The 24,755-nt window shown below is 64.2% G+C and carries 19 protein-coding genes, 1 tRNA gene, 2 pseudogenes and 1 riboswitch; of the genes and pseudogenes, 10 read left to right on the top strand and 12 right to left on the bottom strand.

Annotation, left to right across the window (positions count from 1 at the left end; all coding sequences use genetic code 11):
• Window positions 1–4 precede the first annotated feature (4 nt).
• From uca to OKW40_RS13505, 6 genes are all read right to left on the bottom strand, one after another.
• On the bottom strand, window positions 5–3,604 hold the full coding sequence (uca, locus tag OKW40_RS13530) for an urea carboxylase (protein ID WP_429490165.1): 3,600 nt from the start codon (window positions 3,602–3,604) through the stop codon (window positions 5–7).
• Between the two features lie 172 nt (window positions 3,605–3,776).
• Entirely contained in the window at window positions 3,777–4,418 is a 642-nt protein-coding gene (locus OKW40_RS13525; protein ID WP_429490163.1) for an urea amidolyase associated protein UAAP2, read from the bottom strand.
• Window positions 4,419–4,433: 15 nt separating this feature from the next.
• Entirely contained in the window at window positions 4,434–5,150 is a 717-nt protein-coding gene (locus tag OKW40_RS13520; protein ID WP_429490161.1) for an urea amidolyase associated protein UAAP1, read from the bottom strand.
• 13 nt (window positions 5,151–5,163) lie between these two features.
• Window positions 5,164–5,955, bottom strand: a complete 792-nt coding sequence (locus OKW40_RS13515) for an ABC transporter ATP-binding protein (RefSeq protein WP_187616419.1) — start codon at window positions 5,953–5,955, stop codon at window positions 5,164–5,166.
• Window positions 5,952–6,764: an ABC transporter permease gene (locus tag OKW40_RS13510; protein ID WP_429490159.1), complete on the bottom strand. Its 813-nt coding sequence runs from the start codon at window positions 6,762–6,764 to the stop codon at window positions 5,952–5,954. Before OKW40_RS13510 ends, OKW40_RS13515 begins: the two co-directional genes overlap by 4 nt.
• 75 nt (window positions 6,765–6,839) lie before the next feature.
• A complete protein-coding gene (locus OKW40_RS13505) occupies window positions 6,840–7,910 on the bottom strand; it encodes a putative urea ABC transporter substrate-binding protein (protein ID WP_429356113.1) in 1,071 nt (356 codons plus the stop codon).
• A gap of 57 nt (window positions 7,911–7,967) precedes the next feature.
• Window positions 7,968–8,067: riboswitch (guanidine-I (ykkC/yxkD leader) on the bottom strand.
• 299 nt (window positions 8,068–8,366) lie between these two features.
• Here OKW40_RS13505 and OKW40_RS13500 point away from each other — a divergent pair.
• On the top strand, window positions 8,367–9,578 hold the full coding sequence (locus tag OKW40_RS13500; protein ID WP_429356112.1) for an MFS transporter: 1,212 nt from the start codon (window positions 8,367–8,369) through the stop codon (window positions 9,576–9,578).
• 182 nt (window positions 9,579–9,760) lie between these two features.
• On the opposite strand, the gene OKW40_RS13495 is transcribed toward OKW40_RS13500, so the two are convergent.
• From OKW40_RS13495 to OKW40_RS13480, 4 genes are all read right to left on the bottom strand, one after another.
• Window positions 9,761–9,837: transfer RNA gene (locus tag OKW40_RS13495), tRNA-Met, on the bottom strand.
• 86 nt (window positions 9,838–9,923) lie between these two features.
• Window positions 9,924–11,582 carry an MFS transporter gene (locus tag OKW40_RS13490; RefSeq protein WP_429404486.1) on the bottom strand — a complete coding sequence of 553 codons (1,659 nt, stop codon included), beginning with the start codon at window positions 11,580–11,582 and terminating at the stop codon, window positions 9,924–9,926.
• A 207-nt stretch (window positions 11,583–11,789) separates the two neighbouring features.
• Window positions 11,790–13,349: a sensor histidine kinase N-terminal domain-containing protein gene (locus OKW40_RS13485; protein WP_429490157.1), complete on the bottom strand. Its 1,560-nt coding sequence runs from the start codon at window positions 13,347–13,349 to the stop codon at window positions 11,790–11,792.
• A 9-nt stretch (window positions 13,350–13,358) separates the two neighbouring features.
• Complete coding sequence (locus OKW40_RS13480) at window positions 13,359–14,156, bottom strand: response regulator (protein ID WP_429490155.1); 798 nt, start codon at window positions 14,154–14,156, stop codon at window positions 13,359–13,361.
• Between the two features lie 254 nt (window positions 14,157–14,410).
• Here OKW40_RS13480 and recA point away from each other — a divergent pair, with 254 nt between their 5' ends.
• The 8 genes and pseudogenes from recA to OKW40_RS13440 all read left to right on the top strand — a co-directional run bounded on the left by recA (window position 14,411) and on the right by OKW40_RS13440 (window position 22,903).
• Entirely contained in the window at window positions 14,411–15,487 is a 1,077-nt protein-coding gene (recA, locus tag OKW40_RS13475; protein ID WP_018421721.1) for a recombinase RecA, read from the top strand.
• A gap of 7 nt (window positions 15,488–15,494) precedes the next feature.
• Window positions 15,495–16,262 carry a recombination regulator RecX gene (gene recX / locus OKW40_RS13470; RefSeq protein WP_429490153.1) on the top strand — a complete coding sequence of 256 codons (768 nt, stop codon included), beginning with the start codon at window positions 15,495–15,497 and terminating at the stop codon, window positions 16,260–16,262.
• Window positions 16,263–16,392: 130 nt separating this feature from the next.
• Window positions 16,393–17,067 carry a DUF2889 domain-containing protein gene (locus tag OKW40_RS13465; protein ID WP_176078965.1) on the top strand — a complete coding sequence of 225 codons (675 nt, stop codon included), beginning with the start codon at window positions 16,393–16,395 and terminating at the stop codon, window positions 17,065–17,067.
• Between the two features lie 55 nt (window positions 17,068–17,122).
• The gene (sucC, locus tag OKW40_RS13460) at window positions 17,123–18,292 is read left to right on the top strand and encodes an ADP-forming succinate--CoA ligase subunit beta (protein WP_429490150.1); all 1,170 of its coding nucleotides are present in this window, start codon (window positions 17,123–17,125) and stop codon (window positions 18,290–18,292) included.
• A gap of 130 nt (window positions 18,293–18,422) precedes the next feature.
• On the top strand, window positions 18,423–19,304 hold the full coding sequence (sucD, locus tag OKW40_RS13455) for a succinate--CoA ligase subunit alpha (RefSeq protein ID WP_184058350.1): 882 nt from the start codon (window positions 18,423–18,425) through the stop codon (window positions 19,302–19,304).
• Between the two features lie 164 nt (window positions 19,305–19,468).
• Window positions 19,469–20,174: pseudogene (locus OKW40_RS13450) on the top strand (TerC family protein).
• Between the two features lie 157 nt (window positions 20,175–20,331).
• Complete coding sequence (locus tag OKW40_RS13445; RefSeq protein ID WP_090801738.1) at window positions 20,332–20,955, top strand: pilin; 624 nt, start codon at window positions 20,332–20,334, stop codon at window positions 20,953–20,955.
• Window positions 20,956–21,118: 163 nt separating this feature from the next.
• Window positions 21,119–22,903, top strand: coding sequence for a PglL family O-oligosaccharyltransferase (locus OKW40_RS13440; RefSeq protein ID WP_429490148.1), 1,785 nt, complete (start codon window positions 21,119–21,121; stop codon window positions 22,901–22,903).
• Window positions 22,904–22,956: 53 nt separating this feature from the next.
• Here OKW40_RS13440 and OKW40_RS13435 read toward each other — a convergent pair whose 3' ends face one another.
• Window positions 22,957–23,307 carry a nucleotide pyrophosphohydrolase gene (locus tag OKW40_RS13435; RefSeq protein ID WP_090805453.1) on the bottom strand — a complete coding sequence of 117 codons (351 nt, stop codon included), beginning with the start codon at window positions 23,305–23,307 and terminating at the stop codon, window positions 22,957–22,959.
• Between the two features lie 31 nt (window positions 23,308–23,338).
• Window positions 23,339–23,818, bottom strand: a complete 480-nt coding sequence (gene moaC / locus OKW40_RS13430) for a cyclic pyranopterin monophosphate synthase MoaC (RefSeq protein ID WP_184058346.1) — start codon at window positions 23,816–23,818, stop codon at window positions 23,339–23,341.
• 186 nt (window positions 23,819–24,004) lie between these two features.
• Between moaC and OKW40_RS13425 the strand changes: the two are divergent.
• Window positions 24,005–24,728: pseudogene (locus OKW40_RS13425) on the top strand (hypothetical protein); the annotation flags it as partial.
• Window positions 24,729–24,755: the final 27 nt, after the last annotated feature.

Genomic DNA, 24,755 nt, shown 5'->3' with positions numbered 1-24,755 from the left:
ATAATTAGTGACGTTCGACGACGGCGACGCGTTGCCCCGCGCGCACGGGCGAACCCGGCGCCACGTAGATCTCGCCGACCGTTCCGGCGCACGGCGCACACACCGAGATTTCCATCTTCATTGACTCGATGATGAGCAGCACGTCGCCCGCGTCGACCGCGTCGCCGGTTTTCACCTTGACTTGCCAGAGGCTGCCGGCGATCTCGCTGTCCACGGCGACTTCGCCGTCGTGAAGCGGAGCTAACTGAGTGTCTTCGGTGACCGGCGTCTCGAACATGACTTCCGAGGTGCCCGCTTCACGCCACCGCTCGCGCTCGGCCTGGAAGGCCGCCTGCTGTCTTGAACGGAACTGCTCGATGCTGGCGGATTCGCTAGCGAGAAACGCCTGATAGTCCGGCAACGAAAGCTCGGACTCTTCGATCCGCAACGGAAAACGCCCAAGCGGAAAGTCCGCGCGGATGCGCAACAGTTCGTCGGCCGATACTTCGTAGAAACGAATCTGGTCGAAGAAGCGCAGCAAATAATGCTGGCCGGCGAAATCCGCGACTTCGCGGTAGCGATTCCACATCTGCAACGTGCGGCCGACGAATTGATAGCCGCCAGGCCCTTCCATGCCATACACGCACAGATACGCGCCGCCGATGCCGACCGAGTTCTCCGCGGTCCACGTACGGGCCGGGTTGTATTTCGTCGTGACCAGCCGGTGCCGAGGGTCGAGCGGTGTCGCGACGGGTGCGCCGAGGTACACGTCGCCGAGGCCCATCACCAGATAGCTCGCATCGAAGACGATTTGCCTGACCGCGTCGATGGAGTCGAGGTCGTTGATGCGGCGAATGAATTCGAGGTTGCTCGGGCACCACGGCGCGTTCTTGCGCACGGTGGTCATATATTTTTCGATCGCGAGCTGGCACGCGGGGTCGTCCCATGACAGCGGCAGATGAACGACCCGCGACGGCACGCGCAGATCCTTCTGCAACAAGACCTCGTCCCACGCCCGCGCGACGATGTCGAGCAACCTGGCGAGCGGCAGATCCTCGGGCCGGTAGTGGATCTGCAGCGAACGGATGCCCGGCGTGAGATCGATGACGCCAGTCAGATGCTGCGCTTCGAGGGACTGCATCAGCGCATGTCCGCGAAACCGTGCCACGAGGTCGAGCTCCGCTGGACCGATTTCGAGCAGCAGATGTGTGTCGCCGGATACACGTGCGACGAGTCTGTCGCGGTCCGCCCCGGTATCGAGCACGATCGGCGACGTCAGCGATGCTCTTCTTTCGCTCGGCGCACCCGGTGCAATCTCGAGGCTCTCCAGTTCCCGACGACGCTCACGCGCAGCCTCACGCGCTTGTTCGACTTCGACGGGCGCGAAGCGGATCTTGTCGCCTGCTTTCAGCTGGCCGATCTGCCAGAGGTCCGCCTCGATGATCGTCACCGGACAGACGAAGCCGCCGAGACTCGGGCCGTCGGGTCCGAGAATCACGGGCATGTCGCCGGTGAAGTCGACGGCGCCGACCGCGTACGGATTATCGTGAATGTTCGACGGATGCAGTCCAGCCTCGCCGCCGTCCTCGCGCGCCCACTCGGGTTTTGGTCCGATCAGGCGCACGCCGGTACGGCTGGAGTTGAAGTGAACCTCCCACTCGGTGTCGAGCAGCTGCGCGATATAGCGGGCGCTGAAGTATTCGGGTGCGCCGTGCGGGCCATAGATCACGCGAACGGTGCGCACGCCGTCGAGCGTCGGCGCGTCGACGAGCGCCGCGCCGGCCTGCGCATCGCCGAGCGGATAAAGATGCAGCACGTCGCCCGCGCGGATCGCGCGGCCGCCATGTCCGCCGAACTGGCCGAGCGTAAAGGTGCTGCGGCTGCCGAGATACAGTGCGACGTCGAAGCCGCCGCGCACGCACAGATAAGCGCGCGCGCCCGCGCCGTGTATCGTGCCGAGCGCAAGCGTCGAACCCGCCGGCACATTGAGGCTCGTGTTCAGCGGCTGAGCGACATCGTCGAGCAGCACCGGAACCTGCGCGCCGGTGATGGCGACCACGGCATCCGTGTTGAAGCGCAGCGTCGGCCCGCTCATCGTGACTTCGAGAGCGGCGGCGTCGGCCGCATTGCCGAGCAGGCGATTGCCGAGCCGCATCGCCCGGTCATCCATCGGCCCCGACGGCGGGATGCCGACTGCCCAGTAGCCCAGGCGGCCGGGATAGTCCTGCACCGTCGTCTGCGTGCCGCCGCTGACGACTTCGACCGTGCTGGCCCGATACCTGAGCCCTTCGAGACATCGAGTCCACGGTTCGCCCGACGCAAACGGCCGGTCGCGCAGAATCTGGCGCAGATAGTCGCGATTCGTCTCGACGCCGTAGAGTCGGGTGTTGCACAGCGCATCGTCGAGCGCATCGCGCGCTTCATCGCGAGTCGGCGACCACGCGATCACTTTCGCGAGCATCGGGTCGAAGTACGGCGGCACTTCGCAACCGGCCTCGATCCAGGTATCGATGCGCAATGCGCGCCCGTCGGCATTCGGGAACGCGACATCGGTCAAGAGGCCCGGACTCGGTTTGAAATCACGCCCCGGATCTTCCGCGTAGAGTCGCGCCTGGATCGCGTGCCCTCGCGGCGTCAGACTCGCCGCCAGCTCCTTCAGCGGCGCGAGCGTGCCGGCCGCCAGTTCGATCATCCAACGCACGAGGTCGACGCCCCACACCTGTTCGGTGACGCCGTGCTCGACCTGCAAACGCGTATTGACCTCGAGGAAGTAGAACTGTTCGGCGGCGCTGTCGTACACGAATTCGACGGTGCCGGCGGAGCGATAGTCGACGGCTTTCGCGAGCTTGACCGCTGCCTCGCAGAGCGCGGCCTGAATGCCGTCCGGCAGGCAGGGGGCGGGCGTTTCCTCGAGCACCTTCTGATTGCGCCGCTGCACCGAGCAGTCACGCACGCCAAGCGCGAGCGCGTCGCCTTTGCCATCGCCGAACACCTGCACTTCCAGATGCCGGGCCCGTTCGATGTACTTCTCCAGAAACACGCCGGCATCGCTGAAATTGTTTTCGCCGAGGCGCTTCACGGCATCGAAATGGGCGCCGAGTTCGTCGGCGTTCCAGCACACCCGCATGCCGATGCCGCCGCCGCCCGCGGTGCTCTTCAGCATCACCGGATAGCCGATGGCCTGTGCCGCCGCGAGCGCCGCAGCCAAGTCCGCGAGCAGCCCGGTGCCTTCGAGCATCGGCACCCCTTCGTTGGCCGCGATTTCGCGGGCCGTGTGCTTGAGGCCGAACGCGCGAAGCTGCGCGGGGGTCGGTCCGATGAACGCGATGCCGGCCGCTTCGCAGGCTTCGCCAAACGCCGCGTTCTCCGATAAGAAGCCGTAGCCGGGATGGATTGCCTGCACGCCTTCGCGACGCGCAATCGCGAGGATCTTGTCCACGTCGAGATAAGTCAGCGCGGCCGGACCCTCGCCGAGCGCATGCGCGACAGGCGCTTCGCTGACGTGGCGGCTCGCTCGGTCGGCTTCCGCATAGATGGCGACGCCGGTGACGTCGAGTTCGCGCAACGTCCTGAGAATGCGGCACGCGATAGCGCCGCGATTGGCGATCAGAATCTTCTCGAACATGGAAGGTGTGTTGATTCGAAGGCGGGCCGTCCCGCCGTGGGAATGGCCGGCCGTGGTCGTCCACGGCCGAAGTCGCGTCAGCGATGCGTCTGGGTCAGGTCTTCCCGCGTACGGCTGAAGTACCGGCCCGAGCGAACCAGCATGAGGAGAAAAAGCCAGTGGCGGATGCGCTTCAATTCCATATCAGCAGCTCCGCGGGCGTCGGGTTGTAGGCGTTGCACGGATTGTTCAGCTGCGGGCAGTTGGAGATCAGTACGATCACGTCCATCTCCGCGCGCAATTCGACGTATTTGCCCGGCGCAGAAATGCCGTCTTCGAAGCTGAGCCCGCCCGTGGCCGTGACCGGCACGTTCATGAAGAAGTTGACGTTCGCGCCGATGTCCTGCTTCGACAGGCGGCCGTCATGTGCGCAGGCACGCAGGAAGTTGTCGCGGCAGCTGTGCATGTAGCGCTTCTCCAGTGCGTAGCGCACCGTGTTGCTTTCCTGCGCGCAGGCGCCGCCGAGCGTATCGTGGCGGCCGCACGTGTCGGCGACGATCGTCAGCATCGGCTTGCCGAGGTTCGAGTACAGCACCGAGCCCGTCGTCAGGTAGAGGCTTTTTTGCCGGCGCAACGTGCGTTGCGGGTCAAAGCGCTCGCGCGGATCGGCGAGGCTGTAGAACAGCGTGTCGACCGCCTGGTTGCCTTCGAGATCGACGATGCGCAGCGTTTGCCCGGCCTTCACCTCGTGAAGCCACGGCTCGCCGGCGGCGAGTGTCTCGCGACAGACCGCGGTTTCCGGACGTTTGTCGCTGACGATAAGCGTGCTGGTCATAAGCGTGGCCTTCGCTCAAAGAAAGAAGCGTTCTGTGTTGATGAAACCGCGTGCGTTCTCTTCGCATGCGGTGCGGCAAACTTCGGCGACCTCGGGCCGCGCGTCGCTCAACTCGAGCTTGACGGGCCTCGGCGCGTACTCGGGGTTCGGGTCGAGCGGGTGCTGGATCGCGGTGAGCACGACGAGCGTGTTCATCGGTGCGTAGAGCTCGACGTAGTTGCCCGCTTTTGAGTTTCCTGGCACGAAACTGAGAACGCCGTCGTCGCTGACATCGACACGGCTGAACAGATTGAGCGTCATCAGCAGGTCAGTGATGCCGAGCCCCCACTTGCCCATTTCGACGAGCAGGTTGTCCGTGCCGTTGCGATAGAACGCGTTGCGCAGCTCCTGGTAGCGGCCCGCGCCGTATCGTTCGCGAACCTCGTCGGCATTCGAAGCTCCACCGATGCTGTCGTGCCAGCCACAGGTATCCGCGACGATCGCGGCAAGCACGCGGCCCATGTCGGAGTACAGGCAGTGACCCGCGGTGAGCCTGGCCGTGTGCTGGCACTTCAGCGAATCCGGCAGATTGAGCCGCTCGCTTTTCTCCGTCGCGTTGACCATCATCACGCTGACGTTCGCACCGCCGCGCAGGTCGGTAATGCGCAGTGATCGACCACGCTTGACGATCAGCGACGTATGGCCGCCGCCTGGGACGGTTTCTTCAAGCAATAAGGTCGTATCTGAGTTCATACCTGAGTTCCCTTCAGTCGGAGACCAGTTCGATATGCGATGCGCCTCGCACGGCAGCCTCGGCGATATGCACGGCGGACATGGAATCGCGGCTACGGTCGAGCGCAATGTTGTAGGTGATGCGCGCGCCATAGGCGCCCGGCGCCTGCGGGTCGACGCGCACCTTGTCGAAAACCAGCACGCGGCTTCCCAACGTGAAGCCTTCTTTCAGGTCATGCGTGACCATGAAGATCGTGAGCTTCGCTTCGCGCCACAGGTCGGAGAGCAGCTCATGCATGTCCTTGCGGATGCCGGGGTCGAGCGCGCCGAACGGTTCGTCGAGCAGCAGCACGCGAGGCTTCATCATCAGCGCCTGCGCGATCGCGAGGCGTTGCTGCATGCCGCCCGACAGCTGCTGCGGAAACTTGTTCAACGCAGCACCCAGCCCGACGCGCTCGAGCATGGCCGCTGCCTCGTCTCGCGCCACGCGCCGACGGGCACCGAATAGCCGGCCGGTGAACTTCGCCTGTGGAAGCTCCAGCCCCAGCATCACGTTGCGCAACACGCTCAGATGGTCGAACACCGAGTAGCGTTGAAACACGACGCCGCGATGCCGGTCCGGTTCGCCGGGCAGCGGCTTGCCGTCCAGCAGGATCTCGCCGCGCGTCGCGCGCTCCTGACCCAGCAGCAGGCGCAGAAACGTCGACTTGCCGCAGCCGGACGCGCCGACCATCGAACAGAACTCGCCTTCCTTGACGGTCAGATTCAAACGCTCGAGCACGACCTGGTCGCCGTACTCTTTCCAGACGTTGCGGACTTCGATCATCGCGCGCCTCCGTACCACGGGAAGCACCATTGCGTGATCCGGCGCAGCAGCTCGTCGGTGAGCCATGCGAGCAGCGTGATCCACGCGACGTACGGCAGGATCAGATCCATCGACAGATAGCGGCGCACGAGAAAGATGCGGTAGCCGAGGCCATCGGTCGACGCGATCGCTTCGGCGGCGATCAGAAAGAGCCACGCCGCGCCGAGAGAAAGACGCGTCGCCGCCAGCAGACGCGGCAGCAGTTGCGGCAGCACCAGACGCAGTATCAGCGTCCAGCTGGTGGCGCCGAGCGTCTGCGCCTTGACCCACAGCTCGGCCGGAATCTCGCGGGCGCGAGCATGCAGATCGCGAATGATCACCGGCGTGATGCCGACGACGATCAGCACGACCTTCGACAACTCATCGAGCCCGAACACGATGAACAGGACCGGCAGCACCGCCAGCGGCGGCACCATTGAGATCACGGTGATGAATGGCGACAGCGTCGCGCTGACGAGCGGAAACGAACCGGTCGCGATCGCGGCCACCAGTGCGATCACGGCACTGACGACAAGGCCGATGCCGAGCCGCCGCAAGCTCGACAGCGTGTCGGTCCACAACAGATACTCGCCGGTGCGCTTGTCCTCGGTGAAGGCGGCCAACTTCACCGCGTCGCTCATTTGCGCCGCGCTCGGCAGCAGCTTGTCATCGGGATTGAGCGAGAGTCGCATCGAGGACCCGGTGAAGTAGACCGCGAACAGCACGACGAACGGCAGCAGAAGCAGCATCAAGCCGCCGATCCGGCTCGGATGTCGATTGATGAGTCGCATGGTGAGCGCCTGGTTGGAAAGCTGGGATGCGAGCCCGCGATAGCGAGCCCCTGGCGAGTGCCTGGACGGTCCGTGTCAGAGCTTGCCCGCGGCCGCCATCGCGACGTAGGTCGGATCGAAACGCAGCTTGACGTTGTTCTTGTTGCCGACCACGACGCCCTTGTCGAACGCCATGCCGACCGCGTCCGCGCTCTTCGCGTCCTGTCCGAGCAGGCCGTGATCGAAAGAGAACTTCGCGACGCGCGTCATGATCTTCGGCATGTCGGCGCTGGTGACGAAGTCGAGCGCGGCTTGCGGCGAATAGAAGAGGGCGGTCGTCGCCAGTTGGCCCTTGAAGTTGGCGAGATCGGTGCCCGAGGCCTTCGCCATCGCGCTCAGCGCGGACGTGCTGGCCGCGGAGTCGGTGTGCATCAGCGCGACCATTTCGAACCATGCACCGGTCAGCGCTTTGCCGAGGGCGGGGTTCTGCTGCAACGTCTTCGTGTTGACGACCATCATGTCCATGATTTCGCCGGGGATCTTGCTGGAGTCGAAGACTTCGCTGACGTTCGGCTGCGCCTTCAGATCGGCGAGCATCGGATTCCAGGTGACCGCGTTGTGAACCGTAGGGGTCGCGAATGCGCCCGAGATGTCGGCATCCGAGGTGTTCACGACCTTGAGGTCGCGCTCGCTCATGTGAGCGCTTTCGAGCGCGCGTGCGAGCAGGTAGTGGGAGACGGAAAACTGCACGAGGTTGACCTGTTGGCCCTTCAGGTCGGCGATCTGCTTGCCCTTGCCCTTCATCAGCACGCCGTCGTTGCCGTTCGAATAGTCGCTGACGATCAGGGCCGTCGAATCCACGCCGCCGGAGGCGGGAATCGTGAGCGCATCCATGTTGGTCATCGCGCAGCCATCGAACTTGCCGGCCGTGTACTGATTGATGGACTCGACGTAGTCGTTCAGCTGCACGACGTCGACATTGATGCCGTATTTCCTGGCCCATTTGGACACGATGCCCTGGGTTTTCGCCTCACCCCATGGCATCCAGCCGGCGTAGATGGTCCAGCAGACCTTGAAGTCGTTGCGGCCCGCGGCGAACGTGGGGCTCGAGGCGAAGGTGGCGAGGGAGACGGCGGCAATGCCAAGACAGCGAACGAGCTTGAACATGGGTTGACCTCGGAGGGGACGGTTAGCGACGGCAGGGAGCAGCGCAAACATCGCGTTCTCTCCCGGGCTTTTGTCCCGCCGTGTAACCTCGCCTGAGGTCGGCAGCTCTCGGACCAGCACCTGCGTGAAGCAGGCCGGAACCCTAGCCGTCCATTTCCAGATTGTCTGTCGAACCGGAGGTTGCGCCGGCTCCTTGCGCGCTCTTTAAAGCGGGAAGTGTGCCAGGGGCCATACCGCGGGTTGGTCGTTAGCTTTGTGCGGCGAAGGGCAAGTTTTTGCCCTGGGGCGGGGAAGATGTGCACTGATGTGTGTCAGGGAGTGCACTCGATTCGGGCGTGAGAGGACGGGTATCCGACTCAGCGATGCCAGACAAGATGCAACGGTCGTAGCGGGCTGCCTTGGTGCTCGCATGCGTCCGCGCCGTTCGAACCTGTTATTTGATGCCATCCCTATCGAATGCGAAACGAACCACAAGTCAATGTCGTCCGGCAGATTCCACGCAGCGTGTGGGTTCTAGGATGTGTGAGTCTTTTCATGGACATCTCATCCGAAATCATCCACAGCCTGCTGCCGATGTTTCTGCTGGCAAGCCTTGGCGCCGGCGCCGGCACGATTGGGCTCATCGAGGGCATCGCGGAGGCCACGGCCCAGATGGTCAAGGTGTTTTCGGGAACGCTGAGTGACTACCTCGGCAACCGAAAGTGGCTCGCCGTAGCCGGGTATTCGCTCGGCGCAATGAGCAAGCCGCTTTTTGCCATTGCGTCCTCGGTTGGCGTCGTGGTGACGGCGCGCGTCATTGACCGTGTCGGCAAGGGCATTCGCGGTGCGCCTCGCGATGCACTCATCGCGGATGTCACGCCGCAGCACCTGCGTGGCGCGGCCTTCGGCCTGCGCCAGTCGCTCGATACGGTCGGTGCGTTCCTCGGACCGCTGCTGGCCGTTCTCATCATGCTGATATGGGCAGATAATTTTCGGCTTGCCTTCTGGCTTGCCGTCATTCCCGGTGTGCTCGCGGTCGCGCTGTTGACGTTTGGTATCACGGAGCCCGAGCACGAGCCTCGCGCCAAAAGAAGCAATCCTGTGCGGTGGCAGAGTCTCAGGGCGCTTGGTTTGGACTACTGGTGGGTCGTAGGGATAGGCGCCGTTTTTGCGTTGGCGCGATTCAGCGAGGCTTTTCTGGTGCTTCGTGCGATGGGCAGCGGCGTACCGATTGCGCTCGTTCCGCTCGTCATGGTGGCAATGAATATCGTCTACGCGCTGTCCGCTTATCCGTTCGGGAAGCTCGCGGACACGATGCGGCATACGCGGCTGCTGATAGGTGGTCTGATCGTGTTGATTGGCGCCGACCTCGTGCTTGCACACGGCACCCACTGGGGCATAGTCGTCGTAGGCGTAGCGCTGTGGGGGCTGCACATGGGGATGACGCAAGGCCTGCTCGCTACGATGGTCGCGCACACGGCACCTGCGCATCTGCGCGGGACTGCGTTCGGTTTCTTCAATCTGTTGAGCGGCATCGTGACGCTGGTTTCGAGCGTTATCGCAGGCCAGTTGTGGGAACGTCTGGGCGCAGCCACGACCTTTTATGCGGGCGCAGCCTTCGGTCTGATGACCGTGGTGCTGCTGCTCTTTCACCCGACACCGGCTCAATCTCTTCACGACCTGAGCTAACGTGGCATAGCCGGGGTATCCGTCTGGAAAATGCGCGCATTGTTGCCGCTATTTCCCCAACGTCGAGTGGTGTGTCGCTGCGTCTGCCTGAACTCGGATGCCCATCGGTCGTCAGGCTTCGTGGCAGCGTTTCAAAACAAAAAAGCCGCTGTCCTTGTGGGACAGCGGCTTTTTCTTGAAGCTGGTGGCGAATCAGGGACTCGAACCCCGGACCTGCGGATTATGATTCCGTCGCTCTAACCGACTGAGCTAATTCGCCGAAAGAAGGGAGATTATGCTGGGGCCACCGGAGGCTGTCAACCCCCGGCTCACAACTTTTTCAGATGGCTCCGGCTGTCGGTCCACTCAATCCTTCGCGTAGATATCCGAGTCCTTGGTTTCGCGCACGAACAGCATGCCGATCACGAAGGTGACCAACGCGATGATGATCGGATACCAGAGCCCCGAGTAGATGTTGCCCTTCGCCGCGACGATCGCGAACGCGGTGGCCGGCAGGAAGCCGCCGAACCAGCCATTGCCGACGTGATACGGCAGCGACATCGACGTATAACGGATACGCGTCGGGAACATCTCGACCAGCATCGCCGCGATCGGCCCGTAGACCATCGTCACGTAGATCACGAGGATCGTCAGGATCACGATGCTCATCGGCCAGTTGATCTGAGCCGGATCAGCCTTCGGCGGGTAGCCGGCGGCCTTCAGCGTCGCGGCGAGCGTCTTCTCGAACGTCTTGGCTTGCTCCTTCGCGTCGCCGGCGCGGCCGTCGAACGTGTTGACGACCGTATCGCCCACGCGGATCTGCGCGATCGTGCCGGCAGGCGCCGCGACGTTGTCGTAGTTCAGGCCGGCTCGCGACAGCGCGCCCTTCGCGATGTCGCATGAGCTCGTGAACTTCGCCGTGCCCACCGGGTTGAACTGGAACGAGCACTCGGCCGGATCGGCGATCACGACGATCGGCGACTTCGCGGTTGCCGCTTCGAGCGCCGGGTTCGTGTAGTGTGTGAGCGCCTTGAACAGCGGGAAGTAGGTGAGTGCGGCGATGAGCAGGCCGGCCATGATGATCGGCTTGCGGCCGATGCGATCCGACAGCGAGCCGAAGAACAGGAAGAACGGCGTGCCGATCAGCAGCGCGAGCGCGATCATGATGTTGGCGCTCGAACCGTCGACCCTCAGCGTCTGCGTGAGGAAGAACAGCGTGTAGAACTGGCCCGTGTACCAGACGACAGCCTGGCCGGCCGTCAGGCCGAGCAGCGCGATAATCACGACCTTCAGGTTCTTCCATTGGCCGAACGCTTCGGAAAGCGGCGCCTTCGAGGTCTTGCCCTCGGCCTTGATGCGCGCGAACACCGGCGACTCATGCAGTTGCAGGCGAATCCACACCGACACCGCGAGCAGCAGGATCGACACGACGAACGGAATGCGCCAGCCCCAGGCGCCGAAGGCGTCTTCGCCCATGAACGTGCGAATGCCGAGAATCACGAGCAGCGACAGAAACAGACCGAGCGTGGCGGTGGTCTGGATCCATGCGGTGTAGAAGCCGCGGCGGTTCGCCGGCGCGTGTTCGGCCACGTAGGTTGCGGCGCCGCCATACTCGCCGCCGAGCGCGAGACCCTGCAGCAGGCGCATCGCGATGAAGAGCACCGGCGAAGCGATGCCGATCGCCGCGTAGCCCGGCAGGAAGCCGACGAGGAACGTCGACAGGCCCATGATGATGATCGTGATCAGGAACGTGTACTTGCGCCCGACCATGTCGCCGAGCCGCCCGAATACGATCGCGCCGAACGGCCGCACCGCGAAGCCCGCCGCGAAGCTGAGCAGCGTGAAGATGAACGCCGCGGTCGGATTGACGCCGGAGAAGAAGCTCTTGCTGATGAAGGCCGCAAGCGAGCCGGCCAGATAGAAGTCGTACCACTCGAAAACCGTACCCAGCGACGATGCGAAGATCACCCGCTTCTCATCGCGCGTCATCGGCACGCGCGAGATTTGCCCGCCAACGGTAGCCATATTGTCGTCTCCAATATTGATATATCCACGGATCGCCGGCACAGCCGTTCCCGTGCAACCGATTATTGGAGTGGAAACTTACGGCGTTCTGACTCGGCGCCTGAACCTGGGGTAGTCCGGTAAGTCGACGAATAGGCGTTCAATTTCCGTTAATGTGCTGGTATGTTCCCGTAATCCACGCTGAAATATCTCAAAAAACGCTGACCGTCAAGCTGACGATAGAGGCGCGTTAGGGTAAGTCCCGCCCCGTTCGAGCACGTGCAAGCTGACGCGCACCAGTGTGCCGGCGAGCCGCGGCGACTCCTGGTAGACGTTGTCGTCGATGGCGAGCTCGCCGCCGTGCATTGCCGCAATCTCGCGCACGATCGCGAGGCCGAGGCCGCTGCCGTCGCCCTCGCGGCCCAGAATCCGGTAAAAGCGCTCGACCACACGCGAGCGCTCGCTGGCCGGAATGCCGAGCCCGGTGTCCTCGACTTCCAGGTGCACGAGCCGCGCGGGGGCGTCGTGCCGCACGCGCACGGTGATGCGGCCGCCCGCCGGCGTATAGCGGATCGCGTTGTCGATCAGGTTCGACAGCATTTCACGCAGCATCACCGGATTGCCGGCGATTTCGACCGGCTCGTCGGGCGCTTCGTAGCCGATGTCCATCTGCTTCGCGAGCGCGGCCTGCACCCATTCGCGCACCGCGCTGCGCGCGAGTTCGCCCAGTTCGAGCGGCGTGAAGATCTGCCCCGACCGACGGTTCTCCGCGCGCGCCAGCGCGAGCAATTGCGTGACGAGCCGCGCGGCCTGCTCGGAGCTCGTCGCGATCTGTTCGAGCGAGCGACGAACCTCGGCCGACGCGTTCTGGCGCAGCGCGAGCTCCGCCTGGGTGCGCAGGCCGGCCAGCGGCGTTTTCATCTGATGCGCGGCGTCGGCGATGAAGCGCTTCTGCAGCTCCATGTTCTGTTCGAGGCGCGTGAGCAGATCGTTGAACGACGTGACGAGCGGCTCGATTTCCGGCGGCGCGCGGCGCGCTTCGAGCGGCGACAGATCGTCCGGCCGGCGCGCGCGGATATGCGCCTGCAGCGCATGCAGCGGCTCGAGCCCGCGCGACAGTCCGAACCACACGAGCAGGATCGCGAGCGGCAGGATCACGAACTGCGGCAGGATCACGCCCTTGATGATGTCGTTGGCGAGCTGGCTGCGCTTGTCGAGCGTTTCGGCGACCTGCACGAGCACGGCCTGCGCGCCCGGCGTCTGCGGAAACTCGACGGTCGTGTAGGCGACGCGGATGTCGTTGCCGCGCAGCACGTCGTCGCGGAATTCGACGAGGCCCGGTGGCGGGCGGTCCTCCTCGTGCGGCAGCGGCATGTCGCGCTCGCCGGCCACGAGCTCGCCGCGCGTGCCGAGCACCTGAAAGAACACGCTGTCGACGTTGTCGGCACGCAGGAAATCGCGCGTCGACTCGGGCAGCGACAGCTCCGCGACGCCGTTGACCGGATGGATCTGGCGCGCGAGCACGTAGGCATCGGTTTCGAGCGCGCGGTCGAACGGCCCGTTCGCGATCGACTTCGCGACCAGATAGGTGACCGCGAGGCTCATCGGCCACAGCAGCAGCAGCGGCGCGAGCATCCAGTCGAGAATTTCGCCGAACAGCGAGCGCGGACGCGCTTCGGCGGCGGCTTCGGTTTCGTCGGGCGGGGCGAACGGATTGGCGTAGCGCGCGTCGCGCGCCTCGTCGAGGTCCGCCGCGTGCGCCGTGGCGCGATCAGCGCGTGCGGACATCGCTGGCCTCTATTTGTAGTGGTGGCTCGCCGGCATCGCGGCGGACGACGGCGCGGTGGACGATTGTGCCGCTTGTGCCGCTTGTGCCGTCTGCGGCTCGGAGCCGGCCGGGTTGGCGGGCGCGCTCGCATTCGCCGGCGGCGCCGCTTTTTCGAGACAGTAGCCGAGCCCGCGCACGGTGATGATGCGCACGCCGCTCGGTTCGATTTTCTTGCGCAGCCGGTGCACGTAGACTTCGATCGCGTTGTTGCTGACTTCCTCGCCCCATTCGCATAGATGGTCGACGAGCTGCTCTTTCGAGACCAGCCGGCCGATCCGTTGCAGCAGCACTTCGAGCAGCCCGAGTTCGCGCGCGGACAGATCGATCGCCTGGTCGTTGACGTAGGCGATGCGGCCCACCTGATCGAACGACAGCGAGCCATGCCGTACGACGGTCGGGCCGCCGCCCGCGCCGCGCCGTGTCAGCGCGCGCACGCGCGCTTCGAGTTCGTTCAGCGCGAAGGGCTTGGCCATGTAATCGTCGGCGCCGAGGTCGAGGCCTTTGACGCGTTCGTCGACGCTATCGGCGGCGGTCAGGATCAGCACGGGCAGGTTCGAATTGCGCGCGCGCAGGCGGCGCAGCACCTCGAGCCCGGACATGCGCGGCAGGCCCAGATCGAGGATCAATAGGTCGAACGTCTGCATTGACAACGCGGTATCGGCTTCTACGCCGCTTTTCACGTGATCGACCGCATAGGCCGATTGGCGGAGTGATCGAACCAGACCATCCGCGAGTATGCTGTCGTCTTCGGCAATCAGAATTCGCATGATGCGCCAGCCTGGCTTTGCCGGCACCGCGGGGTTGCCCCGGCGCGCAGCGGTCTCCGAACATTATTGTGGGTAGTTGGGGCGATGCGACAGTAAAAGATGCGCGTTCGCATCACAATCGCGCTTGCCAAAACTACTGTTTTTTTATACAGTGTCTGCGTTTCGTGTGATGTCCTGGAGATTCCGCTCAATTCGAGTGGAACCACGGGTGCACACCTGCCTCAGACGCCGTTCATCATAGCAAAGGACGATTCATGGAAGAAAGCAAGAAAGGCTCGGCTGGACTGACTGCTGAAAAGAGCAAGGCTCTCGCCGCCGCGCTCGCGCAGATCGAAAAGCAGTTCGGCAAAGGGTCGGTCATGCGGCTCGGCGCAGGTGAGGCAGTCGAAGACATCCAGGTGGTCTCCACCGGATCGCTCGGCCTCGACATTGCACTGGGCGTCGGCGGTTTGCCGCGTGGCCGGGTGGTCGAAATCTACGGTCCGGAATCGTCCGGTAAAACCACGCTGACGCTGCAGGTCGTCGCCGAAATGCAGAAGCTCGGCGGCACCGCGGCGTTCATCGACGCGGAACACGCGCTGGACATTCAATACGCGGGCAAGCTCGGCGTGAACGTCGCCGACCTGCTGGTCTCGCAGCCGGACACTGGCGAACAGGCGCTCGAAATCGCCGACGCGCTGGTGCGCTCGGGCTCGATCGACATGATCGTGATCGACTCGGTCGCGGCGCTGGTGCCGAAGGCGGAAATCGAAGGCGAAATGGGCGACTCGCTGCCGGGTCTGCAGGCGCGTCTGATGTCGCAGGCGCTGCGCAAGCTGACCGGCACGATCAAGCGCACGAACTGCCTCGTGATCTTCATCAATCAGATCCGCATGAAGATCGGCGTGATGTTCGGCAACCCGGAAACCACCACGGGCGGTAATGCGCTGAAGTTCTACGCGTCGGTGCGTCTGGACATTCGCCGCATCGGCTCGATCAAGAAGAACGACGAAGTGATCGGCAACGAAACCCGCGTGAAGGTCGTCAAGAACAAGGTGGCGCCGCCGTTCCGTGAGGCGATTTTCGACATCCTGTACGGCGAGGGCATCTCGCGTCAGGGCGAAATCATCGACCTCGGCGTGCAGGCGAAGATCGTCGACAAGGCCGGCGCATGGTACAGCTACAGCGGCGAGCGGATCGGTCAGGGCAAGGACAACGCGCGTGAATTCCTGCGCGAAAATCCGGATATCGCTCGCGAAATCGAGAACCGTATCCGCGAATCGCTGGGCGTTACCGCGATGGCGAACGCCGTGACCGGCGCGGACGCTGAAGTCGCGGGCGAAGAAGAGTAAGCATCAAGTGATACGCAAAGGCCGGCCGCTGTCCGGTTTCGACTCCGGACGCTATCCGGACGGCCCGCGCGACGCGGCGGACGGATCGCCTGAGTCCGGCGATCCGTTCGAACCGTTCGAACCGTTCGACGCACATGACCGCGCCGCGGGCCGCGGCCCGCAGCGTACGCGGTCTGCGCCCGCTGCAGCGTCGTCCAGCCGGGATTCCTCCGGACTCGATTCCCCAATCCCCTCCGAGGTCACCTACACCCGCTCGCGTCGCCAACCCGGCGAAGAGAAGCCGGGCCAGTCCGACAAAGACGACAACAGAAAATCCCAACGCCCCGCCCGTTCGCTGAAAGCGCGCGCGCTCGGCTATCTGTCGCGCCGCGAATATAGCCGCGCCGACCTCGCCCGCAAGCTGAAGCCTTACGTCGAGGAAACCGATTCGCTCGACACGGTGCTCGACGCGCTGCAGGCCGAAAACTGGCTATCCGACTCGCGCTTCGCGGAAAGCCTGATCCATCGGCGCGCATCGCGGCTCGGCACGAGCCGCATTCTCGGCGAACTGAAGCAACACGCGCTCAACCCGGCGCTCGTCGAAGAGGCGAGCGCGCAATTGCGCGAAACCGAACTCGCGCGCGCCCAGGCGGTCTGGCGCAAGAAGTTCGGCCAGTTGCCGCAAACGCCGGCCGAGCGCGCGAAGCAGGCGCGCTTTCTCGCGTCGCGCGGCTTCTCCGGCGCGACGATCGGCAAGATCCTGAAGGGTATCGACGAGATCGGGGACGGCGACTAACACGCCAGTCTCGACGGGTAGGGCAATTACCGCGCCGTAACCTGGCGCCAGGCCGTGCGCAATCGGGGCTGTCCCAAATACCCGTTATGCTAAACTCCAGAAGTTTTCCAATCCGGCCTTTCCTTCCCGCATGTCGCTCTCCCCGCCAGTGTCCCGTCAGTTGCGCCATCGTCGCGCAATCAGAGCGGAAGCTTACGAGCGAGCCGATGGCCTGTGGGATGTGGAAGCGTGCCTGACCGACGAAAAGCCACGCGATGTGGCGCTTGCGTCGGGTGTCCGGCCCAATGGTCAGCCGATCCATGAACTCTGGCTTCGCATCACCATCGATCGCAAGCTCAATGTCGTCAACGCCGAGGCGTCGTCCGACTGGGTCCCCTATCCAGGGTTGTGCCAGGCCAGCAATCCCGCCTACCGTGCCCTCATCGGGCTCAATCTGTTCCACAACTTCCGTCGCGATGCTGCCCGTTTGCTGGCCGGCACGGCCGGTTGCACGCATCTCACCGAGCTGTGCGCGATCCTGCCGACCGCCGCGATCCAGGCGTTCGCCGGCGACGTATGGAACACCGATGACGGCACGCCGGGCGCGAACGCGGGTTCGGGAGACGAATCGTCCAACGGCACAGGCGAGCATTCCAACGACAAACCGCCATTCCAGCTGGGACGCTGCCACGCGCTGCGTTTCGACGGCGAGGCGGTGAAACAGTTTTATCCGCGCTGGTATGGTCATGCACCGCGTCCGGCGCAACGCGCGGCCTCGTCGGACGGTGCGGCGGCCCGCGAACGAAGCGGCGACGCGTCGGCCTGAACGGCGGCAACGGAATCGAAGTTCTATCCAACTCTCAGACTGAAGGGAATCACGCATGAAGATTCACGAGTACCAGGGTAAGGAAATCCTGCGGAAATTCGGTGTCGCGGTACCGCGCGGCAAGCCGGTCTTCTCGGTGGATGATGCGGTCAAGGCCGCGGAAGAGCTGGGCGGCCCGGTGTGGGTCGTGAAGGCTCAGATCCACGCGGGTGGCCGTGGCAAGGGCGGCGGCGTCAAGGTCGCCAAGTCGCTGGAACAGGTTCGCGAGTACTCGAACCAGATCCTCGGCATGCAGCTCGTCACGCACCAGACCGGTCCGGAAGGCCAGAAGGTGAACCGCCTGCTGATCGAAGAAGGCGCCGACATCAAGAAGGAACTGTATGTCGGTCTCGTGATCGATCGCGTTTCGCAGAAGATCGTCGTGATGGCGTCGAGCGAAGGCGGCATGGACGTCGAAGAAGTCGCGGAAAAGACGCCTGAGCTGATCCACAAGGTTGCCGTCGATCCGTCGACCGGCCTGAAGGACTCGGAAGCAGACGAGCTCGCGAAGAAGATCGGCGTGCCCGACGCTTCGATCCCGCAAGCTCGCGCGATCCTGCAAGGCCTGTACAAGGCATTCTGGGAAACCGACGCATCGCTCGCCGAAATCAACCCGCTGATCCTGACCGGCGACGGCAAGGTCATCGCACTCGACGCGAAGTTCAACTTCGACTCGAATGCGCTGTTCCGTCACCCGGAAATCGTCGCGTACCGCGATCTGGACGAAGAAGATCCGGCTGAAATCGAAGCGTCGAAGTTCGACCTCGCGTACATCTCGCTCGACGGCAACATCGGCTGTCTGGTGAACGGCGCCGGCCTCGCAATGGCAACGATGGACACCATCAAGCTGTTCGGCGGCGAACCGGCGAACTTCCTCGACGTCGGCGGAGGAGCTACGACCGAGAAGGTCACCGAAGCGTTCAAGATCATGCTGAAGAACCCGAACCTGACCGCGATTCTGGTCAACATCTTCGGCGGCATCATGCGCTGCGACGTGATCGCGGAAGGCGTGATCGCGGCGTCGAAGGCCGTGTCGCTGAAGGTGCCGCTCGTGGTCCGCATGAAGGGCACGAACGAAGACCTGGGCAAGAAGATGCTCGCCGAATCCGGCCTGCCGATCATCTCGGCGGACAGCATGGAAGAGGCGGCTCAGAAGGTCGTCGCGGCTGCTTCGGGCAAGGCGTAAGCCAGCTGTCCACGGCGCATTTACCAGCTCATTTGCCAGGTTTACGAGTGGCGGCGCGCGAGCGACACAGGCGTGAAGCATCGCGCCGAGTGGCGCTACCGCGCGACGCCAAACGAACAGAGGTCAATACATGTCGATTCTGATCAACAAAGACACCAAGGTCATCACGCAGGGCATCACCGGCAAGACCGGTCAGTTCCACACGCGTGCTTGCCGTGAATACGCAAACGGCCGCGAAGCGTACGTCGCGGGCGTGAACCCGAAGCGCGCCGGCGAAGATTTCGAAGGCATCCCCATCTACGCGAGCGTCGCTGAAGCCAAGGCTGAGACGGGCGCGACCGTGTCGGTGATTTACGTTCCGCCGGCAGGCGCTGCCGCCGCAATCTGGGAAGCAGTCGAAGCCGACCTGGATCTCGCAATCTGTATCACGGAAGGCATTCCCGTCCGCGACATGATCGAGATCAAGGACCGTATGCGTCGCGAAAACCGCAAGACGCTGCTGCTCGGACCGAACTGCCCGGGCACGATCACGCCGGACGAGCTGAAGATCGGCATCATGCCGGGTCACATCCATCGCAAGGGCCGCATCGGCGTCGTGTCGCGTTCGGGCACGCTGACGTATGAAGCAGTCGGCCAGCTGACCGCGATCGGCCTCGGCCAGTCGTCGGCAGTCGGCATCGGCGGCGACCCCATCAACGGTCTGAAGCACATCGACGTGATGAAGATGTTCAACGACGATCCGGATACGGACGCCGTCATCATGATCGGCGAAATCGGCGGTCCGGATGAAGCGAACGCCGCTGAGTGGATCAAGGACAACATGAAGAAGCCGGTGGTTGGCTTCATCGCTGGCGTCACGGCACCTCCGGGCAAGCGCATGGGCCACGCCGGCGCGCTGATCTCGGGCGGTGCGGACACCGCCGAAGCGAAGCTGGAAATCATGGACGCGTGCGGTATCAAGGTCACGAAGAACCCGTCGGAAATGGCGCGTCTTCTGAAGGCGATGCTGTAAATCGAATTCGCGTGCCGTTGGCGCGCGATTTTGTTACGCTTACGAACTCCTTTCGTGAGCGGGCGGTCCCGAAAAGCGGGGGAGTGCAGACTCCCCCGCTTTTTTTGTCCGCGCTTGCGCCGCGGTTCTGCCCGCGCCGTCGATTTTTTCTTATGCTTTTTTCCATGCTCGAATTCTTCACGACCCTCCATTGGGGCTCGGTCTTTCAGATCATCGTCATCGACGTTCTGCTCGGCGGCGACAACGCGGTCGTCATTGCGCTCGCCTGCCGCAACCTGCCGCAGTCGCAGCGCATGCGTGGGATCGTGTGGGGGACCGCCGGCGCGATCGCGCTGCGCGTCGTGCTGATCGCGTTCGCGGTCGTGCTGCTCGACGTGCCGTTCCTGAAGTTCGCGGGCGGCTTGCTGCTGCTGTGGATCGGCGTGCGCCTGCTCGCGCCGGCGCACGACGCTCACGACAACGTGAAGCCGGCCGACAAGCTGATCTCGGCGGTGAAGACGATCATCATCGCGGATGCGGTGATGAGCGTCGACAACGTGATCGCGATCGCGGGCGCGGCCGAAGCCGCGGAGCACGAGCACCGGTTGGCTTTGGTGATCTTTGGCCTCGTCGTGAGCATTCCGCTGATCGTGTGGGGCAGCCAGCTGATTCTGAAGCTGCTCGATCGCTTTCCGGGCATCGTACTGTTCGGCGCGGGCCTGCTCGGCTGGATCGCGGGTGGTCTGATGGTCAACGACCCGGCCGGCGACCGCTGGCCGATCCTCGACACCCCAGTCGCCGAATACGGGATGAGCATCGTGGGCGCGCTGTTCGTCGTGATCGTCGGTTAATCTGTTGAAGCGCCGTAACGCGAAACGTGCGGCGGTGTGAGCATGGTGCTGACGGTGCATCGCTGCCTGATTCGTGATGCCGTCCGAATGCAAGCCTGGCCATCCGGCTGACTGTGACGCGCGAGCTTCGCTCGCTACGATTGAAACGCCTGTTCCCGATCCACGGGCCAGGCGTTTTTCGTATCAGGAGTCTGCCGATGATCGTTACCCTGCCATATTCCCCATACTCTCAATCGACGCAATCCTCGCGTAGGTCGCGCCGCGCACGCTGGCGCGCGAGCTGGTTCGCGCGCATCTGCCGCCGCTGCGGCGTCGGCTTCACGCTGATCGAGTTGATGATCGTGCTCGCGATCGTCGGCGTGATCGCGGCCTACGCGATTCCCGCGTATCAGGACTATCTGGCGCGCAGCCGGGTCGGCGAGGGCTTGTCGCTCGCGGCGTCGGCGCGGCTCGCGGTGGCCGAAAACGCCGCGAGCGGCAACGCGTTCAGCGGCGGTTATGCGTCGCCGCCCGCCACGCGCAACGTCGAGTCCATCCAGATCGACGACGACACTGGTCAGATCACGATCACGTACTCGACGCGTGTCGCGCAGGCCGGCGCAAACACCATGACGCTGGTGCCGTCGGTCCCGGACAACGTAGATGCGCCGAGCGCGCGCGTCGCGTTGAGCAAGGACGCGGTGCAGACTGGCGCGCTGACGTGGGAATGCTTTGCGAGCGGCAAGAGCGCGTCGTCGTTGCCGGCGCCGGGTTCGGGGCCGATGCCAAGCGAGGCACCGACGCTCGCCGCGAATCTGGCGCCGCCCGAATGCCGTTCATAAGGGGCAAAATGAGTGAGTGAACGAGACAGCAGCCGAGCGCTGACTGGATGAGTCGAAGCCACAACGTAAAGGGCTGATTTTCAGCCTATTTCGGCCGGACCGGCGCACAGTGCAACGAAATTTTTGTATAGTGCGCCGGTTGCTGACGCCCACTGTTGATTCGATGCCCACCCCTTTCGCACGCTACCTGTCTCTCGTACTGCTGGCTCTTGCGTTGATCCTGCCCTACGCGGTTGCCAACCATACGTATCCGATCCCAACCTTCTACGCCGAATTCACCTCGCTCGCGCTGTTTCTGCTGACCGGGGCGGCCGTCGTGCTGCTGGTCGCGACCACCCGGCCGCGCGTGAGCTTCGCGTCGCCCACGGTCGCGCTCGTACCCTTGCTGTTCGGCCTCGTGCTGGTCGTGCAGACGCTGGTGCTGCCGGTCGCGGAGCCATCGATGAACTGGCTCGGCGCGGGCTTCCTGCTCGCTGCGTGGATGGCCGTGCATGTGGGCTACGGCTTCACGCGCGTGAAGCTCGACGAGACCGCGTTGCGCTGGGCGGCGGGGGCGTTGATCGTCGGCGGTCTGTTCGCGGTGTTCAGTCAGGTGATCCAGCTGTTTCACCTCGAGGCGCGCGTGGCTCCGCTCGTCGTCGCGTATAACGTGACCGTCGAGCGCCGGCCGTTCGGCAACATGGCGCAGGCGAACCACCTCGCGACGTATATCGCGTTCGCGATGGCGGGCGCGCTGTATCTCGTGCAGACGCGGCGCATCGCGGTGCCGATCTGGCTGCTCGTGTCGACGATTTTCTCGGTCGGCCTCGCGCTGACCGTGTCGCGGGGTCCGTGGCTGCAGATGGGCGTGATCGTCGTGGCCGGCTTCTGGATGGCCTTCGCGCAGACTCGCAACGAACCGCAATTGCGCCGTAGCAACCGTGAATGGCTGGTGCCGATCGCGCTCGCGGTGCTGTTTTTCGTGGTCAATGCGCTGATCCGCTGGGCCAACGTGCGCTATCACCTCGAACTCGGGCAGTCGGCGGCCGAGCGCTTCCAGGATGCCGGCCAGATCGCGCCGCGCCTCGCGCTGTTGAAATACGGCTGGACGATGTTCAAGCAGCATCCGCTGCTCGGCGTCGGCTGGGGCGAATTTCCGAGCCATCAGTTCGAGCTCGTCAAGCAGCTGGGCGGCGTCGAAATCGCCAACAACTCGCACGACATTTTCGTCGACCTGCTCGCGAAAACCGGTCTGATCGGTCTCGCGATCGTGCTCGTGGGTCTCGTCGCGTGGCTCGTGCGCGTCGCGCGTGCGCCGCAAAGCGCCGCGCGCGTGTTCGGCATCGCGCTGATCGGCGTGCTGACGATGCATGCGCTCGTCGAGTATCCGCAGCAGTACATGTTCTTCCTGTTGCCCGCGATGTTCGTGTTCGGCCTGCTCGAAACGCGGCCGTTGCGCGCGGTGCCGGCGAATCTGTCGCTCGGCGCTTTCGCGGTGGTGGTGTTCGGCGGACTCGCCGCGCTGTATCCGGTGTATCGCGACTATGCGCGTGCCGAGGTGCTCTACTACGGCGCGCGTCCGGCCGAGCAGTACGGCGCCGATCCGTCGTTCCTGTTCGGCGCGTGGGGCGAATACGGTCTCGCGACGCTGCAGCCGATGAATCCGCTGAACCTGCAGCGCAAGCTCGCGATGCACAAGCAGGCGATCGCGCTGTTGCCGGGCGAGACGGTGCTGCGTCGCTACGCGGTGCTGCAGGCGCTGACCGGCGATACCGCGGCGGCGCTCGATACGGTCGAACGCTTGCGGATCTTCGCCGAGGAATTGAAAGACTGGCCGGCGCAGCTCGGCTATCTCTACCAGCTCGTCGACGAGCAGAAGTCGCTCGCGGGCTTCAAGCAGCAGTTGGTGAAGCGCTACGGCACACCGGCGGCCGATGCGACGCCGGATGACGACAGCGACGACGATTGATCGGACCGCGGAAGCTTGGGCGTGCTGGCGCCGCGGCTTCCTCCCTTCAAAGTTCAAAGCTCGGAATACTTCGCGGCCGTGCCTTTCGCCTTGTCGATGGGGTAGCGCGCTTCGTTCAGCTTCAGTTTTTCCGCTGCCGCGTCGACGAGATCGAAGCCGGCGGTATGGGCGACCAGCAGCAGATACATGAACACGTCGGCGCACTCGTGCCTGAGGTTCGTCGATTGCGCGGGATCGCCGAGCAGCGCGTCGATCTGCGCATCGGTTTTCCACTGAATCGTCTCCAACAGCTCGCCGGCTTCGATGCCGGTGGAGACGATCAGGTTGCGCAGCGTGTGAAACTGCCGCCAGTCGCGCGCGTCGCGAAACGCCAGTAGCTGCTCGAGCAGTTCGTCGATGGTCATGTTGCTATCCGGATAGTTGTCGAACCGCACGTCAAGCTTGCGCCACCCAATCCCCCGACTTCCCGCCATGCTTTTCCATCACCTTCACATCGGTGATGGTCATGCCGCGATCCACCGCCTTGCACATGTCGTACACGGTCAGCAGCCCGATCTGCACGGCGGTAAGCGCCTCCATTTCGACGCCCGTGCGTCCAAACGTCTCGACCTGGACCGTGCAATGCACGCCGGGCATCTGCTCGTCGAGTTCGAAATCGGCCTTCACGCGTGTCAGCGCGAGCGGATGACAGAGCGGAATCAGATCGGCGGTGCGCTTCGAGGCCTGGATCGCCGCGATCCGCGCGACGCCGATCACGTCGCCCTTTTTGGCGTTGCCGTCGCGGATCAGCGCGAACGTGTCGGGCAGCATGCGGATCGAGCCACGCGCGATCGCGATGCGCCTGGTCTCCTGCTTGCCGCCGACGTCCACCATATGCGCGTCACCGGCCGCATCGAAATGAGTGAGTTCAGGCATGGTTGACTCCTTCAGAGGGCGCCTATCATAGCAGTGCGGCGCGGCCTCGAATCGTCGCGGCGACTGATTCCACTTGCGCTGTGTCGTGCGCTGAGTTTTGCCTCGTACGCGTCCTGCGACGCCCTTGCCCGTTATCTTAGTCCGGGCCACGCGCGGCGTTTTCGACTTCGTCAGACCGGCTTCGCGTTGCATCCAAAACGATTCCTCGCTGCGTCGCTATCCGTCGCGCTCGCGATGCCGCCGGGCGCGCTCGCGCAATCGACGGGCGGGGCGGCCACCGTGCCGGGAACGTCATCGTCCGAGGCGCCGCTCGTGAACGGCCCGAGCGACGCGCATGCCGATCCGATCCTGCCGCCCGACATCGCGCGCGGCGTGTTCGGCACCTACGGCGGCGCGCAGAGCCGCTTTTCCAATGGCAGCGGTAGCGGTCGCACTGGCGGCAAAACCGGCAGCAACGACTGGCGCGCGCCGATCGTCGCGCAGCAGTTGCCCGATCTCGGCAGCGGCGGCGCCGGCTCGCTGAGTCCACAGGCCGAACGCAAGCTCGGCGAGCGCGTGATGCGTGAGATACGCCGCGACCCCGACTATCTCGACGACTGGCTCGTGCGCGACTATCTCAATTCGGTCGCCGTCAAGCTCGCGGCAGCGGCAGCCGCATCAGGATCCCGAGTACGGCTTCGTGCGGGCGCGCTCGCGTCTGTTGCAGGACCATTCGCGCAGCGAATACGCGGACGAGATTTCGCGATTGCGCTCGGCAATCGAGGACCGCACCGCGCTGAACGTCGCGGCGAACTGGTACGGCATCGCTTACGGGCAGCTGCTGCTCGAGCGCTACGACGACGCGGCGGCCTCGCTCGCGAACGCGCGCGCGACGTTCGTCTCGGGCGCGCGTGCACGAGATGGAGAGCCGCTACAAGGAGGAGCGGCTCGACGAGAA

The sequence above is a fragment of the Paraburkholderia sp. RAU6.4a genome, from assembly GCF_050435625.1.
Lineage (GTDB): Bacteria > Pseudomonadota > Gammaproteobacteria > Burkholderiales > Burkholderiaceae > Paraburkholderia > Paraburkholderia tuberum.
The sequence above is the reverse complement of the archived record's forward strand: the minus strand, read 5'-3'. Positions and strand labels throughout refer to the sequence as shown.

What these genes read in the sequence shown, in the direction of transcription:
- uca (WP_429490165.1), bottom strand. Translation starts at nt 3,604, where the DNA reads ATGTTCGAGAAGATTCTGATCGCCAATCGCGGCGCTATCGCGTGCCGC.
- OKW40_RS13525 (WP_429490163.1), bottom strand. Translation starts at nt 4,418, where the DNA reads ATGACCAGCACGCTTATCGTCAGCGACAAACGTCCGGAAACCGCGGTC.
- OKW40_RS13520 (WP_429490161.1), bottom strand. Translation starts at nt 5,150, where the DNA reads ATGAACTCAGATACGACCTTATTGCTTGAAGAAACCGTCCCAGGCGGC.
- OKW40_RS13515 (WP_187616419.1), bottom strand. Translation starts at nt 5,955, where the DNA reads ATGATCGAAGTCCGCAACGTCTGGAAAGAGTACGGCGACCAGGTCGTG.
- OKW40_RS13510 (WP_429490159.1), bottom strand. Translation starts at nt 6,764, where the DNA reads ATGCGACTCATCAATCGACATCCGAGCCGGATCGGCGGCTTGATGCTG.
- OKW40_RS13505 (WP_429356113.1), bottom strand. Translation starts at nt 7,910, where the DNA reads ATGTTCAAGCTCGTTCGCTGTCTTGGCATTGCCGCCGTCTCCCTCGCC.
- OKW40_RS13500 (WP_429356112.1), top strand. Translation starts at nt 8,367, where the DNA reads ATGCGAAACGAACCACAAGTCAATGTCGTCCGGCAGATTCCACGCAGC.
- OKW40_RS13490 (WP_429404486.1), bottom strand. Translation starts at nt 11,582, where the DNA reads ATGGCTACCGTTGGCGGGCAAATCTCGCGCGTGCCGATGACGCGCGAT.
- OKW40_RS13485 (WP_429490157.1), bottom strand. Translation starts at nt 13,349, where the DNA reads ATGTCCGCACGCGCTGATCGCGCCACGGCGCACGCGGCGGACCTCGAC.
- OKW40_RS13480 (WP_429490155.1), bottom strand. Translation starts at nt 14,156, where the DNA reads ATGCGAATTCTGATTGCCGAAGACGACAGCATACTCGCGGATGGTCTG.
- recA (WP_018421721.1), top strand. Translation starts at nt 14,411, where the DNA reads ATGGAAGAAAGCAAGAAAGGCTCGGCTGGACTGACTGCTGAAAAGAGC.
- OKW40_RS13465 (WP_176078965.1), top strand. Translation starts at nt 16,393, where the DNA reads ATGTCGCTCTCCCCGCCAGTGTCCCGTCAGTTGCGCCATCGTCGCGCA.
- sucC (WP_429490150.1), top strand. Translation starts at nt 17,123, where the DNA reads ATGAAGATTCACGAGTACCAGGGTAAGGAAATCCTGCGGAAATTCGGT.
- sucD (WP_184058350.1), top strand. Translation starts at nt 18,423, where the DNA reads ATGTCGATTCTGATCAACAAAGACACCAAGGTCATCACGCAGGGCATC.
- OKW40_RS13445 (WP_090801738.1), top strand. Translation starts at nt 20,332, where the DNA reads ATGATCGTTACCCTGCCATATTCCCCATACTCTCAATCGACGCAATCC.
- OKW40_RS13440 (WP_429490148.1), top strand. Translation starts at nt 21,119, where the DNA reads ATGCCCACCCCTTTCGCACGCTACCTGTCTCTCGTACTGCTGGCTCTT.
- OKW40_RS13435 (WP_090805453.1), bottom strand. Translation starts at nt 23,307, where the DNA reads ATGACCATCGACGAACTGCTCGAGCAGCTACTGGCGTTTCGCGACGCG.
- moaC (WP_184058346.1), bottom strand. Translation starts at nt 23,818, where the DNA reads ATGCCTGAACTCACTCATTTCGATGCGGCCGGTGACGCGCATATGGTG.